Source organism: Patescibacteria group bacterium (genome assembly GCA_041659905.1).
Classification (GTDB): Bacteria; Patescibacteriota; Kazan-3B-28; order Kazan-3B-28; family UBA10110; genus UBA10110.
The window spans coordinates 292,580-308,595 of sequence record JBAZXK010000001.1; the positions used below are offsets into that span (position 1 = coordinate 292,580).

Consider the following 16,016-nt stretch of genomic DNA (forward strand, 5'->3'; position numbering starts at 1 on the left):
TTATTTGGTACCGGTGGTTTTAGCAGTTTTGCCTTGCTTCCGGCGCACAATTTCTTCCCGATATTTAATACCTTTGCCTTTGTAAGGTTCCGGCTTCTTCACGGCTCGCAAGCGAGCCGCCATTTCGCCGACCGACTCTTTGTCGATGCCATTAAGCGTAATCTCATTTTTAACAACTTTGATGCTAACTCCCGGAATAATAACTAACTTAACTGGATGAGATAGGCCCACGTGCAACCACACCTCCGGCTCATGCACTTCTACCCGGAAACCTACCCCAGAGATGTCTAAGATGCGCTCAAACCCAGCCGAAACTCCCATCACCATATTGGCTAAACGAGCTCGAGCCAGCCCATGGGCTGGCCGCGTCATCCGATCCTCAGGATGGGCATTGACCACCAAAACAGTGCCATCAGCTTGCTGTACAGTCACTCCCAGGGGCAATTGCCAATCTAATGTCCCTAAGGGGCCAGCCACCGTCACATGGTTGTCCGCCACTGTCAAAGTAGTGTTAGCCGGCAGTTTAATAGGTAATTTACCAATCTTTGACATAACTACCAGATTTTAAATAATACTTCTCCCCCTTGACCAAGGGCCTTAGCTTCTGTGTTAGTTTTTAAGCCTTGGGAAGTTGATATAACCAAAGTTTCTGATCTAGAGGTCCGGTTTTTAGCTAACTGGGTCTTGCCTTGATAAATCCGTTGGCCGGATTTACTAATCAATCGCAACCCTCTGATCACTGGCCGGTTCCGGTAATATTTTAAAGTGATCAGTAAATGAGCGGCTTCCTCTTCTGGTTTAACTAACTCCACTCGCTCAATCCAGCCAGTTTCGACTAGCAGTTTCGCAATCGCTTCCTTCAGCCGGGAAGCTGGAATTTTTACGGTAGCAAACCCGCGCGCAGAAGCGTTACGAATTCGAGTTAACATGTCGGCAATAGGATGAGTATTCATAGTGAATAATTTAATTACCAGGAAGCTTTTTTAATACCAGGCAGATTCCCAGCGCTAGCAAGTTCTCTAAAACAAATTCTGCAAATCTGAAAAGCCCGCAAAAACCCGTGCCGGCGACCACAAATTTTGCACCGATTAATCTTCCGGCTGGAAAACTTCGGTTTTGCGTTCGCTTTTCTAATAAGTGTACGTCTAGCCATAATTTATTTATTTTTGAAAAGGGAAATTCAATTTGGATAACAATTGTTTTGCCAATTCATCTGTTTTGGCAGTGGTATGTAATGTTACGCTCAACCCGAACGTCTTTTCTATATTATCCAGGGTAATTTCCGGGAAAACAATATGCTCTTTCATGCCTAAAGTATAATTGCCTCGCCCATCAAAGGCAGTGGAAGAAATTCCTTGAAAATCTCTTACCCGCGGCAAGGCCACATTCACTAACTTATCCAAGAAATCATACATGCGTTGGCCGCGCAAAGTAGTTACCACACCAATCGGTGCTTTCTCGCGCAGTTTAAATCCCGCGATTGATTTCTTAGCCTTAGTGATGATCGGCTTCTGGCCAGTGATCTGAACTATATCTTCCTTGATCTTTTCAATATAATTAGGGTCGGCCACAGCCTTGCCAGCTCCGATATTAATTACTACTTTAACCAATTTGGGAGCCGCCTCAATAGAAGCGAGTTTAAGCTCGTTTTTTAAAGTCTGGCGGGCGGTTTGATGTAGTTCTTTAAAAGTCATTTTAAACTGTGCTTTTACAAATTTTACAAATCCGTTCTCGATTGCCGGCAGAGGTCAATTGCGAACCTAGCCGCGTCGGCTTATTGCAGTGGCTGCACAAAAACATTATCTTAGCCGTCGGTAGAGGTTTAACAATTTCAGTAATTCCGCCTGATACTTTTTGTCCTCGCGGCTTCATGTGTTTTTTAGCCACATTAATTCCACTGATTTTTACTGTCTGCGCAACTACGTTAACAGACGCCACTTTGCCAGTTTTACCTCGCTCGCGTCCTTTAATAACTAATACTGTATCACCTTTCTTAATCTTCATTACAATACCTCTGGGGCTAAAGAAACTATTTTCATATATCCACTATCTCGCAATTCCCTCGCCACCGGACCAAAGATCCGGGTTCCTCGGGGAGTTTTATCTTTATTAACTAATACAGCTGCATTTTCATCAAAGCTAATGTACGAGCCGTCTTTGCGGACCAATTTCTGTCTCTGACGGACAATTACGGCCCGCACGACTTCTTTTTTCTTGGCTAAACCGTGGGGACTGGCTTCTTTGACTGCCGCAATTACCACATCGCCCACGCGGGCATAGCGCCGGCGCGTACCGCCCAACACCTTGAAACAGCGGATCCATTTGGCTCCTGTATTATCAGCTACTTTTAGATTAGTTCCTTCTTGAATCATAGAATTAAGATTGATTTAATGCGGCGTCAATTTCTTGTAGATCTTCTGCTACTGTCTTTTGATCGCCGGTTGCCTTTATTTCTAAAACTATCCAACGTTTCAGTTTGCTTAGGGGTCGCGTTTCTTCTATCACCACCCAGTCGCCTTTTTTAGCGCGATCTGCTGGATTATGTGCCAGAAAACGACGCGTCTTTCTGATCTTCTTATGATACAACGGGTGGTTCACAAATGAGTCGACGGATACCACGACTGTGGCTGCCATCTGTGCGCTAACTACCCGACCAATTTTCCGTTGTTTACTATTCATTACTCAAAGTTTTAATAATGTCTTTTTCTCTAATAATAGTGAAGATTCTGGCAAGATACTGCCGCGCCTCGCGCAAACGAGACCAGTTTTTTATGCGATGCATGGCAATTTCCGATTTAAGCTGAGCTACTAAAGCAATAGTTTTATCCACCTCTTTAGCGAGATCGGCCGCAGATAATTTTCGGAGTTGTTCTAATTTCATAGTTTTAATGATGACGAGCTACAAAGGTGGTTTTAACGGGCAGCTTGTACCCAGCCAGTTGCATGGCTTCTTTGGCGGCCGTTTCGGATACTCCCGAGATTTCATAAATAACTGTACCGGGTTTGACCGTGGCCACATAGTGACTGACAGACCCTTTACCGCTGCCCATCCGGACTTCGTTGGGCTTAGCGGTGACGGCCTGATGTGGGAAAATTCGGATCCAGATCTTGCCTTCCCGGCGAATAAACCGCACCATTGCTCGGCGGCCGGCTTCGATCTGCCGCGCTGTCACCCAGCCCAGGCCTAAAGATTTCAAGCCAAAATCGCCAAAAGCCACTGTGGTTCCGCGAGTAGCTTTTCCTTTCATGCTACCGCGTTGTTGTTTTCTATATTTAACTTTTTTGGGAATTAACATAATTATTTATGCTGATTAGGTTTTTCCGGTTCCACATCTTTGACGCCTTCTTTGAAAACCCAGACTTTAACACCTAACGTTCCATAGGTAGTGTGCGCTTCTCGCTGCGCATAATCGATAAAATGCCGAAAGGTATGGAGAGGAACTTTTCCTTGTACAAACATTTCTGACCGAGAAATTTCCGCTCCATTCAAGCGCCCGGCGATAATAATTTTAATACCGTCGATCTTAGTTTTTTGCGCTGCCATCAGGGAGCCTTTAATCGCTCGCCGGAAAGGCAATCGCCGTTCAATTTGGTCAACGATTTGATTGGCAATGATCGCGGCATTTGATTCCGGATCCTTAACTTCAATGATATTTATTTTTACATCTCGGCCAATTTCCGCCTTTATCTTTTTGCGCAAATCTTCAATACTAGCTCCGGCATGCCCAATAATCATTCCGGGCTTGGCCGCAAAAATATTGATTACCCCTTCGTTACCAAACCGTTCAATCTCAATTTTAGCTAACGAAGCTTTTTTGAGTTGTTTATTGATTAATTTGCGCAGTTTTTGATCTTCTAATAAGTAAGTCGAATAGTTTTTTACGTCAAACCAACGTGAGCGCCACCGCACCGTGTAACCAAGCCGATTACTGATTGGGTTAATTTTATTTCCCATAATAATTATTTATTAGTTGTGCGCGTGAATAATCGTTTGCCCCCTAATTTGCCCCGCAGTTTAGCTGGCTTATCAGTCGGCAGGACCGGCCCTCCGGCTGAAGAAGTAGGAGCGCTTATTTTACTAGCAGCTCCCTTGTTGGTAGTTTTTAATCCTCCTGCAACCGGACTAATCTTTTTAGCGGTTTTTTCGGAAGGAGTCGGCAAGATTTCTTCTAATTTAACTGTCAGATGGGCCATTCTCTTCAACTTGATATCGGCCGATCCATGCGAACGCAACCAATATCGTTTGTAGCGCGGGCCTTCTTCTACTACTAAAGACTTGATCCGCAAATTCTCTGGCTTAGCGTTATAATTGTTACTAGCGTTAGCTATAGCTGAAGCAATCAATTTGTAAATCATTTTTCCACCCTTGGTCTGCGCATAGCGCAAACTGTTCAGAGCAGCCTGAGCCGGTTTGCGCCGTAAACTCCCCAGCAAAGGTTGGACTTTTTTGGGACTAATCCGGGCAAATTTTAACTTAGCAACAATTTCCATAATAATTATTTCTTGGTCGGCTTAGCGGCGGGAGCAGTGGGGGCTGCCGGTGTCGGTTCACTAGATTTTTTAGCTTGTTCTTTAGCCATCTTACCGCCATGGCCTCTAAATTTTCTGGTCAAAGAGAACTCGCCCAACCGGTGCCCTACCATGTTTTCTGTAACAAAAACAGGCAGATGAGTTTTACCATTATGAACTTCGAAGTTCAATCCCACCATTTCAGGAGTAATTGTAGAAGACCTGGCCCACGTTTTAATAGCCGTCTTAGCGCCGGTCGCCTTTAGTTGATCAATCTTTTTTTGCAAGTTGGGGTCAACCCACCAACCTTTTTTTAGCGATCTAGACATTAACGTTTCCTCTTCTTATTCTTAGTTCTTGGTTTAATAATGTGTTTATTGCTCTTAGTTTTGCTTCTAGTTTTATAACCCTTGGTCGGTTTGCCGGTGGGGCTTTTGGGATGTTTGAGACCGATGGGTGAATTACCTTCGCCGCCGCCATGAGGGTGATCGACAGGGTTCATGGCTTTACCACGCACCTTCGGTCGTCGCCCCAGATGGCGCATCCGACCAGCTTTGCCAATCCGGATATTACTATGATCGGGATTAGAAACTGTGCCAATACTCGCGAAACAGTTTTCGGAAATTAATCTAATTTCTCCAGAAGGTAATTTAATCTGAGCAAACCCTTTATCAAACCCTAGTACCATAGCACTGCTTCCGCCCGAACGCACGATCTGGCCTCCCCGACCGGGCTGTAATTCAATATTATGGACAGCGATACCGGTAGGAATATTACGGAGAATTAATCGATTGCCAGGTTTAATCTTAGTGTTTACATTGCTAACAATTTTATCGCCTACCTTGAGGCCTTCGGGAGCAATAATATAAGTTTTAGTCCCATCAAGAAAATTAATTAAAGCAATGTAAGCCGATCGGTTGGGATCATATTCAATTGTCTGCACAGTGGCGGGAATACCAAATTTAATCTGCTTCATATCAATTGTTCGCCACAGCTGTTTAGCTCCCCCGCCCCGATGTCTAACCGTAATTACTCCCCGCGCATTCCGTCCACTCGAACGCTTCATTCCTTTAGTTAATAACTTTAAGGGAGTTTGTTGCGTAGTAATATGCGAGCGATCAATCACGCTCATATTGCTCCTGCGACCGGCATTGTTAGATTTAAGAATTCTGATTGACATCTTTTTTCTCTTCGAATAATTTAATGGTTTGACCAGGCATCAGCGTCACAACCGCCTTTTTCCAATTGGCTCTTTTGACCTTCTGCCGACCAGCATTTTTAGGTTTACCGATCACATTTAAAACATTGACTGACTTAACTTTAACCTTAAATAAATTTTCTACTGCTTGTTTAATGACTGGGATATTAGCTCGGGCATCAACTTTAAACGTATAGACATTACCAGCGCCCAAACGGACACTCTTCTCGGAAATAATTGGCTGATAAATTACTAGATTATTCATTAACTTAAACGGCTTATCAGGGCCGGTCGCGCCTCCCCTAATATAATAATTCGGCGGTGAGTGGCTACATCTAACAAATTAACCTGTTGAGCAGACCGTACTTTAACATACCCTAGATTACGGCTGGCTCGTTGCAGAGCTGGATCAGCTGCGGCTATAATAATCAGATTGCTTTGAGGATCTAAGCTACCTTGTAAAAATTGTAACACGGTCTTAGTCCGTTGGCCTCCCTCATACGGCTGATCAATCCAGAAAACTTCTCCCGCCATAGCTTTTCCAGCCAGGGCAGTTGAAAGAGCGGGGCGTAACGATTTTTGATTGAGCTTGTGCTGAAAATTCCGAAGAGAACTGGGGCCAAAGACCCGACCACCGCCGCGCCAAAGCGGAGTCCGCTTGGTGCCGACGCGAGCCCGACCGGTTCCCTTTTGCCGCCAAGGTTTTTTAGTACTACCTGCCACTTCTCCTCGAGTTTTAGTATTAGCAGTGGCATGATGTTGATTATGCTGTAAATCAACTATCATTTGACCTAAAACAGGCAAATCAATTTTGGTGCCAGTAAATTCAGCTGCCTCTAACTTGACCACTGTGGCAACAGAAGTGGCTGCGCTTACCTGTTTAGATGAACTGGAAGTCTGTTTAGGCATGTTTTTTAACTAATACTAAACTGCGATTGCCTCCTGGCACAGCTCCGCGCACGGCGATACGCTGTTCTATTGCATCAACTAAAACTACTTTTAAATTCTTAGTGGTAATTTGTTTGGCCCCCATATGGCCTGACATGCGACGACCAGGCAACACTCGTGCAATTCCCATCGCTCCGATTGAACCAGGTTGACGATGATGATCATGGCCGTGCCCCCCCGGACCGCTCTTAAAGTTATGGCGCTTGATCGTTCCGGCAAATCCCTTGCCCTTAGACACTGCTGTTACCATCACTTGATCGCCCACAGCAAATTGCGTCGCATCTAGCTTATCTCCGCGGGTGTACTGACTGGGATCCTCTACTCGGATTTCTCGCAAGGTTTTAGCATCAAGATTTTTAAGATGGCCTTGGCGAGACCGGGTAGATTTTTTTGCCACGCCGACACCTAATTGAATGGCGCTATAGCCTTCTTTGGCGGGAGTTTTTACCTGTACGACTACGTTTGGCTGGACCGTTAACCAGGTCGCTCCAACAATATCGCCATTCTCCAAAACCAACTGAGACATACCTGATTTTTTAGCAATTATACCAATCATTTTTTTACACTAATAAGGTTTCGGCTGCGGGATTCATCCCCGGCAGCAGAATTGATCAGAAACTTAATTGTCAGACATTACATTTTAACTTCGATGCTGACTCCGGCGGGCAGATTGAGATTAGTCAAGGCATCGATAGTTTTAGGCCTGGGATCAGTAATTTCAATTAATCTTTTATGGATTCTCATCTCAAACTGTTCCCGGGAATCCTTATCCACAAAAGTCGAGCGCTGCACTGTATAAATCTTTTTTTCTGTTGGCAAAGGGATCGGGCCAATCACATTCGCTCCCGTGCGTTCAGCTGTTTCCACGATCAATCTGGCCGATTGATCAATAATACGATGATCGTACGCCTTAAGCCGAATGCGGATGCGCTGCTTATTGACAGTTTCTTTGCTGTCCTGCTTTTTACTCTCGGTCCCTTTAGTCATGTAAAATTTCAATTAATAAGTCGGGATGAGCCCAGCTTTACCTAGCCGGGCTGCTTGTAGTTGTTATTTAATAACTTTAGTTACGACACCGGCGCCGACAGTCTTGCCGCCTTCGCGGATAGCAAACCGGAGACCTTGTTCCATAGCAACCGGCACAATCAACTTAACAATCATCTTTTCAATCGTATCTCCCGGCATAATCATTTCTTGACCAGCAGGCAATTCCAATTCTCCAGTTACATCTGTAGTTCTGACATAGAATTGCGGCTTATAACCTTTAGTGAACGGAGTATGCCGACCGCCTTCTTCCTTGCTGAGAATGTAAACTTCGGCTTCAAAATCAGTATGAGGAGTGATCGACCCGGGCTTGGCCAAAACCTGCCCTCTTTCAATTTCATTGCGTTCAATTCCCCGGAGTAAAACTCCAATATTGTCGCCGGCTTGACCCTGATCTAACAATTTGCGGAACATTTCTACTCCTGTGACCACCACTTTCCGTGTTGGTTTCAAGCCCACGATTTCAATTTCTTCGTTTATTTTTACGATGCCTTGTTCGACTCTGCCGGTAGCGACGGTGCCGCGTCCTTTGATCGAGAAGACATCTTCAACAGGCATCAAAAACGGTTTATCCAACATCCGAACTGGATCTGGAATATAAGTATCCATCGCATTTAGGAGTTCTAGGATAGGCTTGATCGCCGCTTCGTCATCGGGATGCTCCATAGCCTTAAGGGCGGAGCCCCGGATCACCGGAACTTCTTTGCCAGGAAATTCATATTTAGTTAAAAGATCGCGCACTTCTTCTTCGACCAAATCGATCAATTCTGGATCATCTACCATATCAACTTTATTAATGAAAACGATCATCCGGGGCACACCTACCTGATGAGCTAACAGAATATGCTCTCTAGTCTGTGGCATGGGACCATCGGTCGCAGCTACAACTAAAATAGCGGCATCCATCTGGGCAGCGCCTGTGATCATGTTCTTAATGTAATCAGCATGACCAGGACAGTCTACATGGGCATAGTGCCGTTTTTCTGTTTCGTACTCCTGGTGAGAAGTGGCAATAGTAATACCCCGCTCTCTTTCCTCAGGAGCGTTATCAATATCTTCAAATTTTTTCGCTGCAGCTAACCCTTTTTTAGCTAAAACTTGGGTAATAGCTGAAGTTAAAGTAGTCTTCCCGTGATCAACATGACCAATCGTTCCGACATTCACGTGAACCTTGTTGCGCTGGAATGCTTCTGCCATATAAACTCCTATGAATTAGTTCAATTTAATATACTTGTAGAAAATACTATTTTAAAAATGGAGGTAAAACAGGCTTTTTTAAAAATACACTAAATAGATTTTTAAAAATGGAGGTAAAACAGGCTTTTTTAAAAATACACTAAATATCAGATAAAGACAAGGGGGAGGGAACTGATATTTGACAAATTAAAATATTTTTGTTCTAAACTTGTTTTTTGCCGACAATCTCTTGCTGGACGTTAGCCGGTACTTGGGCATACTTGTTGAACTCCATCGTATAGGCTGCCCGCCCCTGAGACATTGATCGCAGATCTGTAGCATAACCAAACATCATCGCCAAAGGCACTAAAGCGGTAACGGTGCGGGCCATCCCCCGTTGTCCCATTCCTTCAATAACCGCCCGGCGGCTGTTTAGATCTCCAGTAACATCGCCCATAAAGTCTTCCGGAGTTACTACCTCTACCTTCATAATTGGCTCTAGAATCACCGGATCACCTTTGCGCACTCCTTCTTGCAACGCCATAGAACCAGCGATTTTGAATGCCATTTCGGAAGAATCAACCTCATGATATGACCCATCATAAAGAATAGCCTTAATGCCTACTATCGGGTAACCGGCCAAAACTCCCCGGCTCAGCGCTTCTTTGACACCCTTTTCCACGGCTGGAATGTACTCCTTGGGAATATGTCCGCTGACAATACTGTTCACAAATTCAAATCCACCGGCTTCTCCTAATGGTTCAAATCTCATCAAGACATGGCCGTATTGCCCGCGGCCACCAGTTTGCCGAATATATTTAGTTTCTATATCCGAATTCTTGCGCATAGTTTCGTGATAAGCCACTTGGGGCTTACCCACATTAGCTTCCACTTTAAACTCTCGGCGCATCCGATCAACAATAATATCTAAATGCAACTCTCCCATTCCAGAAATTTCGGTTTGGGCAGTTTCTTCGTTGGTTTTGACCCGGAAGGTTGGATCTTCTTCGGCCAATTTACCCAAAGCAATGGCCATCTTTTCTTGATCGGCTTTGCTTTTCGGTTCAATTGCGATAGAAATAACCGGCTCGGGGAAGGTAATAGATTCTAGAATGATTGGATGGGCTGGCACGCACAGGGTATTGCCGGTAGTAATTCTTTTGATTCCGACCACAGCGGCGATTTCCCCAGAATAGACTTCATCCACTTCTTCGCGATGGTTGCTATGCATCCGGACAATCCGGCCAATTCTTTCCTGTTCACCCGAAGCAGCATTTAATACATAGGAGCCAGATTTTAAACTGCCGGAATAAACCCGGATATAAACTAATTTACCAATAAAGGGATCGGTAGCGATTTTAAAAGCGAGAGCGGAAAATGGTTCGGCATCACTAGCTTGCCGTACAATTTCTTCTCCAGTTTTAGGGTCGGTTCCGGAAACCGGCGGCACATCCAAAGGATTCGGCAGATAATCGACAACCGCATCCAGCATTGGCTGCACACCTTTATTTTTCAAAGCTGATCCGCACAATACGGGGTAAAGTTGGTTACTAATTACGGCGGCCCGCAAGGCTTGTTTTAATTCATCGATAGTAAGTATCTGGTCGGCTAAAAACTTTTCTAATAGCTTATCTTCGGTTTCCGCAATAGCTTCAATCAGTTTCCGCCGATATTTAGCCACTTCGTCTTTTAGTTCTGCCGGCACTTCCGTTTCTAAAATTTCCTTACCCAGATCATCCTGATAAATGTAAGCTCGCTCCGTAAATAAATCAATCAAGCCCTTATAGGTATCGTGGGCGCCGATCGGCAATTGGATTGCGACAGCTTTAGTACTTAATCTGTCCCAAATTGATTTGAGACTGCTATAAAAATCCGCTCCCATGCGGTCCATCTTATTAATAAAACAGACGCGGGGAACATTATATTTATCAGCTTGCCGCCAGACTGTTTCACTTTGCGGCTCGACACCAGATACTCCATCAAACACCACGACCCCCCCGTCTAACACCCGTAAAGATCGTTCTACCTCCACAGTAAAATCTACGTGACCCGGGGTATCGATAATATTAATCCGCGTATCTTTCCAAAAACACGTGGTGGCCGCTGAAGTAATGGTAATTCCCCGCTCCTGCTCCTGTTCCATCCAGTCCATGACGGCTTCACCTTCATGCACTTCCCCAATTTTGTAAGTTTTTCCAGTATAAAACAGGATGCGTTCGCTTACAGTAGTTTTGCCCGCATCAATGTGGGCAATAATTCCAATATTTCTAGTTTTTTCTAAACTATATTCGCGTGCCATAAATATGTAGGCTAAAACCTGGCAAAATGCGCAAAGGCTCGATTAGCTTCCGCCATTTTATGAGTATCTTCTTTCTTTTTCACAGCCCCCCCAGTATTGTTAAATGCGTCCATGAGTTCGGTGGCGAGCCGCTTTGCCATCGGCATCCCCTTGCGGGCCCGAGCAGAATCAATTAGCCAATGTAAGCCTAAAATAATTTTACGGTCACCCGATACTTCGGTGGGAATTTGATAGTTTGCTCCCCCTACCCGCCGGCTCTTTAGTTGGACCATCGGCATGACATTATTCATAGCTCCCTGAAAAACTTCGACCGGGCCTTGCTTTAATTTTTGACTGGCAGTTTCTAGAGCAGTGTAAACGATTTCTTCCGCAATAGTTTTTTTGCCATTTTGCATAATCTTGTTAATCAACTTCTGCACCAAAACATTCCCGAATTTCCGATCGGGACCAATAACTCTTTTTGCAGTTTTGCCTTTTCTTGCCATAGATTAATTAATTATTTGCGGCCAGTTATGCCTTCGGTCTTTTTGGCGCCGTATTTGCTGCGACCTTGTTTGCGATTAGCCACTCCCGAGGCATCTAAGGTTCCTCTGACAATATGGTAACGAACTCCCGGTAAATCTTTTACCCGACCGCCTCGCAAAGTGACAATAGAGTGTTCTTGTAGATTATGGCCAATGCCAGGAATGTAAGCAGTTACTTCCATCCGATTAGTGAGCCGCACCCGGGCAATTTTGCGCAAAGCCGAGTTAGGTTTTTTGGGAGTAGTTGTGGTTACTTTTACGCACACCCCGCGTTTTTGCGGACAACCTTTTTCTAATTTGACCGGTCGATTTTTGAGCGTATTAAAACCACTCTGCAAAGCAGGGGATTTTGACTTTTTAACCACCGGTTTCCGGGGTTTCCTGATTAGCTGGTTGATCGTGGGCATAACTACTAAAAGATAATAATGAATTAAAGATAAGGTACCAGATTATTTAAACTCGAAAGAGGGGGATCTGTCAATTTTATACTTTCACTGCAATTTTTTTGGATCGGCGATTTTCAAAGCCGGTCCCCGCTGGAATCAAACGACCGATAATGACATTTTCCTTCAGTCCTCTGAGGTGATCCACCCGACCCTGGATAGCTGCTTCCACCAGTACCCGGGTAGTTTCTTGGAAAGAGGCAGCAGAAAGGAAGCCTTGCGTATTCAGAGCTGCTTTAGAAATACCCAACAATAAATGTTCGTATTGAGGGACGCGCTTACCGGCTGCCTGAAGCCGAGCTATCTCCCTCTCAACAATCAGTCGAGACATGACTTCACCAGCAATAAACTCGCTATCGCCCTCATCATCAATCCGGGCTAAACCAAACATGCGTTGGACAATTACTTCGACGTGCTTGTCGTTAATATTCTGACCCTGCCAGGCATAAATCTTTTGGATTTCACTGAGAATATATTGTTTAACTGCGTCTTCACCCTTTAGTCTCATTAAAGTCTTAAGATTATAATGTCCTTCCGTTAGACGATCGCCCTGCTCTACTGTTTGTCCATCAATCACTTTCAAGAACATTGCAGTTGTGATGGGATATTCTAATAAATCTTTAGCTTGATAAATAATATAGCCCTTTTTGCTGCCCAGTTTAACTGTTCCAGCAACTAATGAATGAATGTCTTCTCCGTTAGCATCAGTAGCTATAATGTCGCCTTTTTTAATCTTATCGCCGTCATTCACTTTCAGTACGACATGTTTACCGGCAGGTAAATCCATATGTTTATCTACTGTAGATAGTAACTGCAAGAATTGTTTATTATTAATTTCAGCAATTTTAATACTGCCGGCCCGTTCTGCTAGCATAGCTTCTGTTTTAGGTGCCCTGGCTTCGAATAATTCTTCGACGCGCGGCAAACCTTGAGTGATATCTAAAGCGCTGGCTACTCCTCCCGTATGGAAAGTCCGCATAGTGAGCTGCGTGCCCGGTTCGCCAATGCTTTGGGCTGCAATAATACCGACGGCCTCCCCCAGCTTCACTCGTTCTCCTCGAGCCAGATCTTCGCCGTAACATTTCTGGCAAACTCCTTGTTCCGCTTGGCAATGCAACAGAGAGCGAACAGTTACTTCTGTTACTCCCCGCTCTGCGATCAATTTAGCCATGTTTTTGTCTATATAGGTATCTGCTGGCACCACTACTGCTCCGGCTGGATCTTTAATATCAGTCAGGGTAAAGCGACCGGTCACGATAGATGCCACTTTATCATTAACTGATTCGGCATAAGCTTGAGTAATGATTCGCCCGGTAGTAGCTCCACAATCTTCTTGGGAAATAGTAATATCTTGGGCTACATCCACCAACCGGCGAGTTAAGTAACCTGCATCCGAAGTTCTTAAAGCTGTGTCGGCTCCTCCTTTTCTGGCACCATGAGTGGAAATAAAGTATTCCAGCGGAGTTAATCCTTCTTTGTAATTAGATTTTACTGGCAGCTCAATTACACTACCGGCCGGGTTGACCACCACCCCTTTCATTCCTGCCATCTGGTTGATCTGTTCGGCTGTGCCGCGGGCTCCCGGTACCATCATTAAATTAATGGAAGCGAAGGGATTGCTTTTATCTTGCACTAGGGTTTCAATTTGGGATTTAGCTTCTCCCCAAACTTCAATTGATAAGCGCTTTCTTTCGTCAGCGGTGATCAATCCTTCTTTGTATTGTTGACGGATCTTTTCCACTTTTTCTTCAGCCACCTTCATAATATCTATTTTTTGGGGTGGAATTAACAGATCAGCTGCGCTAAAAGTTGTTCCCGAAATAGTCGCAAAGCGAAAACCAAAATTTTTCAAATTATCGGCGAAACGAGCCGTAACTTCATTGCCATAGACGGCATACACTGCTCCCATAATCTTCTTGAGGCTCTTTTTGGTCATCGGTTCATTGACGAACGCAACGCCTTCAGGAACAATTTGATTGAATAAAACACGACCCAAAGTAGTTTCTTTCCACTCCCCTGGCTGCATCCGAACTTTCACCATATCGTGATAACCAATCAGATTGTTGTGATAAGCCAGCAGCAGATCGTCCGCATCCCGGAAAGCAGTTAATTTATCCTCTGGTTGATGCGGTTTAGCTAAAGTAGCGTAATAACAACCCAAGACTACGTCCTTATCCGGCACGATGACAGGTTCACCGGTAGCCGGTTTTAGTAGATTGTGAGTTGATAACATGATTTGTTTAGCTTCGTCTTGGGCGGCTCGGCTTAAGGGTAAATGAACTGCCATCTGATCGCCATCAAAATCAGCGTTAAAAGCTAAACAAGTTAATGGATGCAGATGGATAGCATTACCTTCCACTAGCACTGGTTTAAAAGCTTGAATACCTAACCGATGGAGGGTGGGTGCCCGATTTAAAAGCACATAATAATGGCCAATTACTTCATCGAGAGCATCCCAAACTTCCGGTACCTGCTTCTCTACCATTTTGCTAGCAGTTTTTACATTATGCACAATTTCTTTGCGCATCAGGTTTGCGATCACAAACGGCTTAAAGATCTCTAAAGCAATTGTTTTAGGTAAACCACACTGATTCAGATCAAGAGTGGGACCGACCACAATAACACTGCGTGCAGAATAGTCCACGCGTTTACCCAGAAGATTTTGCCGGAACCGACCTTGTTTGCCGCGTAAGAGATCGGATAGCGATTTCAGTCGACGCTTACTGACTGTGGAAGTGGATGTTTCCCGAGCAGTTAAATCCAGCAGGGCATCCACGGCTTCTTGCAGCATTCTTTTTTCGTTTCTGGTAATCACTTCGGGAGCTCCCAAATCCATTAACTTCTTGAGACGATTATTCCGATTAATCACCCGGCGATAAAGATCATTTAAATCAGAAGTAGCGAACCGGCCGCCGTCTAATTGCACCATTGGCCGCAGATCCGGTGGAATCACGGGTAAATTCTTGATCAACATCCATACCGGGGAAATCCCCGCTTGCTGAAAGTCTTTTAATAAACGTAAGCGCTTTTGTAACCGTTTGCGTTTTTGCCCTAAGGCATCGACTAATTCTTGTTTCAATCCTTCTAGTTCGGCTGTTAGATCAATTTTTCCGATTAGGTTATGGACTGCTTCTGCACCGATACCGGCCTTGAATACGGAACCGTATTTCAACATGAGATCACGATATTCCAGCTCAGAAATAATCATCTTTGTTTTCAAACTATTGATCTCATTCGCGGCCGCATTGTAGGCATTCTTTAATTTATCAAGCTTGTCGGCCAGTTCTTTACTGAACCGTTCTCGTTCAGATAAATTAGCCGCCTCTTCCATTTTCTTCTTATAATCATTTTTAAAAGCTTTCGAATGTTGGGCATATTCCCCTGATAATTGATTCAGGGCTTGCTGACGTAAATCTTCTTTTACTTCCGTAATAATATAGGCAGCAAAATAAATAACTTGTTCCAATTTGCGCGCCGGCACATCCAAAGCCAAGCCTAACTTGGATGGCGCACCGCGAAGATACCAAATATGCGACACCGGCACTGCTAAAGTGATATGTCCCATCCGCTCCCGCCGTACGAGTGCCCGCGTCACTTCTACGCCGCATTTATCGCAAATAACCCCTTTGTAGCGAATTTTTTTGTACTTGCCGCAATAACATTCCCAATCTTTAGTCGGACCAAAGATCCGTTCATCAAACAAACCATCCTTTTCTGGTTTCAACGTCCGGTAATTGATCGTTTCCGGCTTAGTCACTTCTCCAAATGACCAATCGAGAATCCGCTCTGGTGATGCCAAAGAAATGCGCATGCTTTCGAATAAATCAGCAATGCTGCGCTTATCAAGAATTTTATCAACAATCTCGGTTGGCATA

22 protein-coding genes are annotated in these 16,016 nt (G+C 44.5%); all 22 read right to left on the minus strand.

Annotated features, from left to right (window positions below; translation table 11 throughout):
- Complete coding sequence (gene rplF / locus WC805_01545; GenBank protein ID MFA5967188.1) at positions 1–552, minus strand: 50S ribosomal protein L6; 552 nt, start codon at positions 550–552, stop codon at positions 1–3.
- Positions 553–554: 2 nt separating this feature from the next.
- Entirely contained in the window at positions 555–953 is a 399-nt protein-coding gene (gene rpsH, locus WC805_01550) for a 30S ribosomal protein S8 (GenBank protein MFA5967189.1), read from the minus strand.
- Positions 954–967: 14 nt separating this feature from the next.
- Positions 968–1,153, minus strand: coding sequence for a type Z 30S ribosomal protein S14 (locus WC805_01555; protein ID MFA5967190.1), 186 nt, complete (start codon positions 1,151–1,153; stop codon positions 968–970).
- Positions 1,154–1,160: 7 nt separating this feature from the next.
- Positions 1,161–1,694, minus strand: a complete 534-nt coding sequence (rplE, locus tag WC805_01560; protein MFA5967191.1) for a 50S ribosomal protein L5 — start codon at positions 1,692–1,694, stop codon at positions 1,161–1,163.
- A gap of 1 nt (position 1,695) precedes the next feature.
- Positions 1,696–2,004, minus strand: coding sequence for a 50S ribosomal protein L24 (gene rplX, locus WC805_01565; protein ID MFA5967192.1), 309 nt, complete (start codon positions 2,002–2,004; stop codon positions 1,696–1,698).
- Positions 2,004–2,372: a 50S ribosomal protein L14 gene (rplN, locus tag WC805_01570; GenBank protein MFA5967193.1), complete on the minus strand. Its 369-nt coding sequence runs from the start codon at positions 2,370–2,372 to the stop codon at positions 2,004–2,006. The genes rplX and rplN overlap by 1 nt, the downstream gene beginning before the upstream one ends.
- A gap of 4 nt (positions 2,373–2,376) precedes the next feature.
- On the minus strand, positions 2,377–2,679 hold the full coding sequence (gene rpsQ, locus WC805_01575) for a 30S ribosomal protein S17 (GenBank protein MFA5967194.1): 303 nt from the start codon (positions 2,677–2,679) through the stop codon (positions 2,377–2,379).
- Positions 2,672–2,881, minus strand: a complete 210-nt coding sequence (rpmC, locus tag WC805_01580; protein ID MFA5967195.1) for a 50S ribosomal protein L29 — start codon at positions 2,879–2,881, stop codon at positions 2,672–2,674. Before rpmC ends, rpsQ begins: the two co-directional genes overlap by 8 nt.
- Positions 2,882–2,885: 4 nt before the next feature.
- Positions 2,886–3,296, minus strand: coding sequence for a 50S ribosomal protein L16 (gene rplP, locus WC805_01585; protein ID MFA5967196.1), 411 nt, complete (start codon positions 3,294–3,296; stop codon positions 2,886–2,888).
- Positions 3,297–3,298: 2 nt separating this feature from the next.
- The gene (gene rpsC, locus WC805_01590) at positions 3,299–3,955 is read right to left on the minus strand and encodes a 30S ribosomal protein S3 (GenBank protein MFA5967197.1); all 657 of its coding nucleotides are present in this window, start codon (positions 3,953–3,955) and stop codon (positions 3,299–3,301) included.
- 5 nt (positions 3,956–3,960) lie between these two features.
- Positions 3,961–4,491, minus strand: a complete 531-nt coding sequence (gene rplV / locus WC805_01595; GenBank protein MFA5967198.1) for a 50S ribosomal protein L22 — start codon at positions 4,489–4,491, stop codon at positions 3,961–3,963.
- A gap of 5 nt (positions 4,492–4,496) precedes the next feature.
- On the minus strand, positions 4,497–4,838 hold the full coding sequence (gene rpsS / locus WC805_01600; GenBank protein MFA5967199.1) for a 30S ribosomal protein S19: 342 nt from the start codon (positions 4,836–4,838) through the stop codon (positions 4,497–4,499).
- On the minus strand, positions 4,838–5,689 hold the full coding sequence (rplB, locus tag WC805_01605) for a 50S ribosomal protein L2 (protein ID MFA5967200.1): 852 nt from the start codon (positions 5,687–5,689) through the stop codon (positions 4,838–4,840). Before rplB ends, rpsS begins: the two co-directional genes overlap by 1 nt.
- Positions 5,670–5,972: a 50S ribosomal protein L23 gene (gene rplW, locus WC805_01610; GenBank protein ID MFA5967201.1), complete on the minus strand. Its 303-nt coding sequence runs from the start codon at positions 5,970–5,972 to the stop codon at positions 5,670–5,672. The genes rplB and rplW overlap by 20 nt, the downstream gene beginning before the upstream one ends.
- Positions 5,972–6,616 (minus strand): 50S ribosomal protein L4, encoded by a 645-nt coding sequence (gene rplD / locus WC805_01615; GenBank protein MFA5967202.1) that lies wholly within the window; start codon positions 6,614–6,616, stop codon positions 5,972–5,974. The genes rplW and rplD overlap by 1 nt, the downstream gene beginning before the upstream one ends.
- A complete protein-coding gene (gene rplC, locus WC805_01620; GenBank protein ID MFA5967203.1) occupies positions 6,609–7,211 on the minus strand; it encodes a 50S ribosomal protein L3 in 603 nt (200 codons plus the stop codon). Before rplC ends, rplD begins: the two co-directional genes overlap by 8 nt.
- A 77-nt stretch (positions 7,212–7,288) precedes the next feature.
- Entirely contained in the window at positions 7,289–7,642 is a 354-nt protein-coding gene (rpsJ, locus tag WC805_01625) for a 30S ribosomal protein S10 (protein MFA5967204.1), read from the minus strand.
- 63 nt (positions 7,643–7,705) lie between these two features.
- Positions 7,706–8,896: an elongation factor Tu gene (gene tuf / locus WC805_01630; GenBank protein ID MFA5967205.1), complete on the minus strand. Its 1,191-nt coding sequence runs from the start codon at positions 8,894–8,896 to the stop codon at positions 7,706–7,708.
- A gap of 202 nt (positions 8,897–9,098) precedes the next feature.
- Positions 9,099–11,174, minus strand: a complete 2,076-nt coding sequence (fusA, locus tag WC805_01635) for an elongation factor G (GenBank protein MFA5967206.1) — start codon at positions 11,172–11,174, stop codon at positions 9,099–9,101.
- Positions 11,175–11,185: 11 nt separating this feature from the next.
- Positions 11,186–11,659, minus strand: a complete 474-nt coding sequence (rpsG, locus tag WC805_01640) for a 30S ribosomal protein S7 (protein MFA5967207.1) — start codon at positions 11,657–11,659, stop codon at positions 11,186–11,188.
- 11 nt (positions 11,660–11,670) lie between these two features.
- Entirely contained in the window at positions 11,671–12,105 is a 435-nt protein-coding gene (gene rpsL, locus WC805_01645; protein ID MFA5967208.1) for a 30S ribosomal protein S12, read from the minus strand.
- Between the two features lie 76 nt (positions 12,106–12,181).
- On the minus strand, positions 12,182–16,015 hold the full coding sequence (gene rpoC / locus WC805_01650; GenBank protein MFA5967209.1) for a DNA-directed RNA polymerase subunit beta': 3,834 nt from the start codon (positions 16,013–16,015) through the stop codon (positions 12,182–12,184).
- Between the last annotated feature and the right edge of the window lies 1 nt (position 16,016).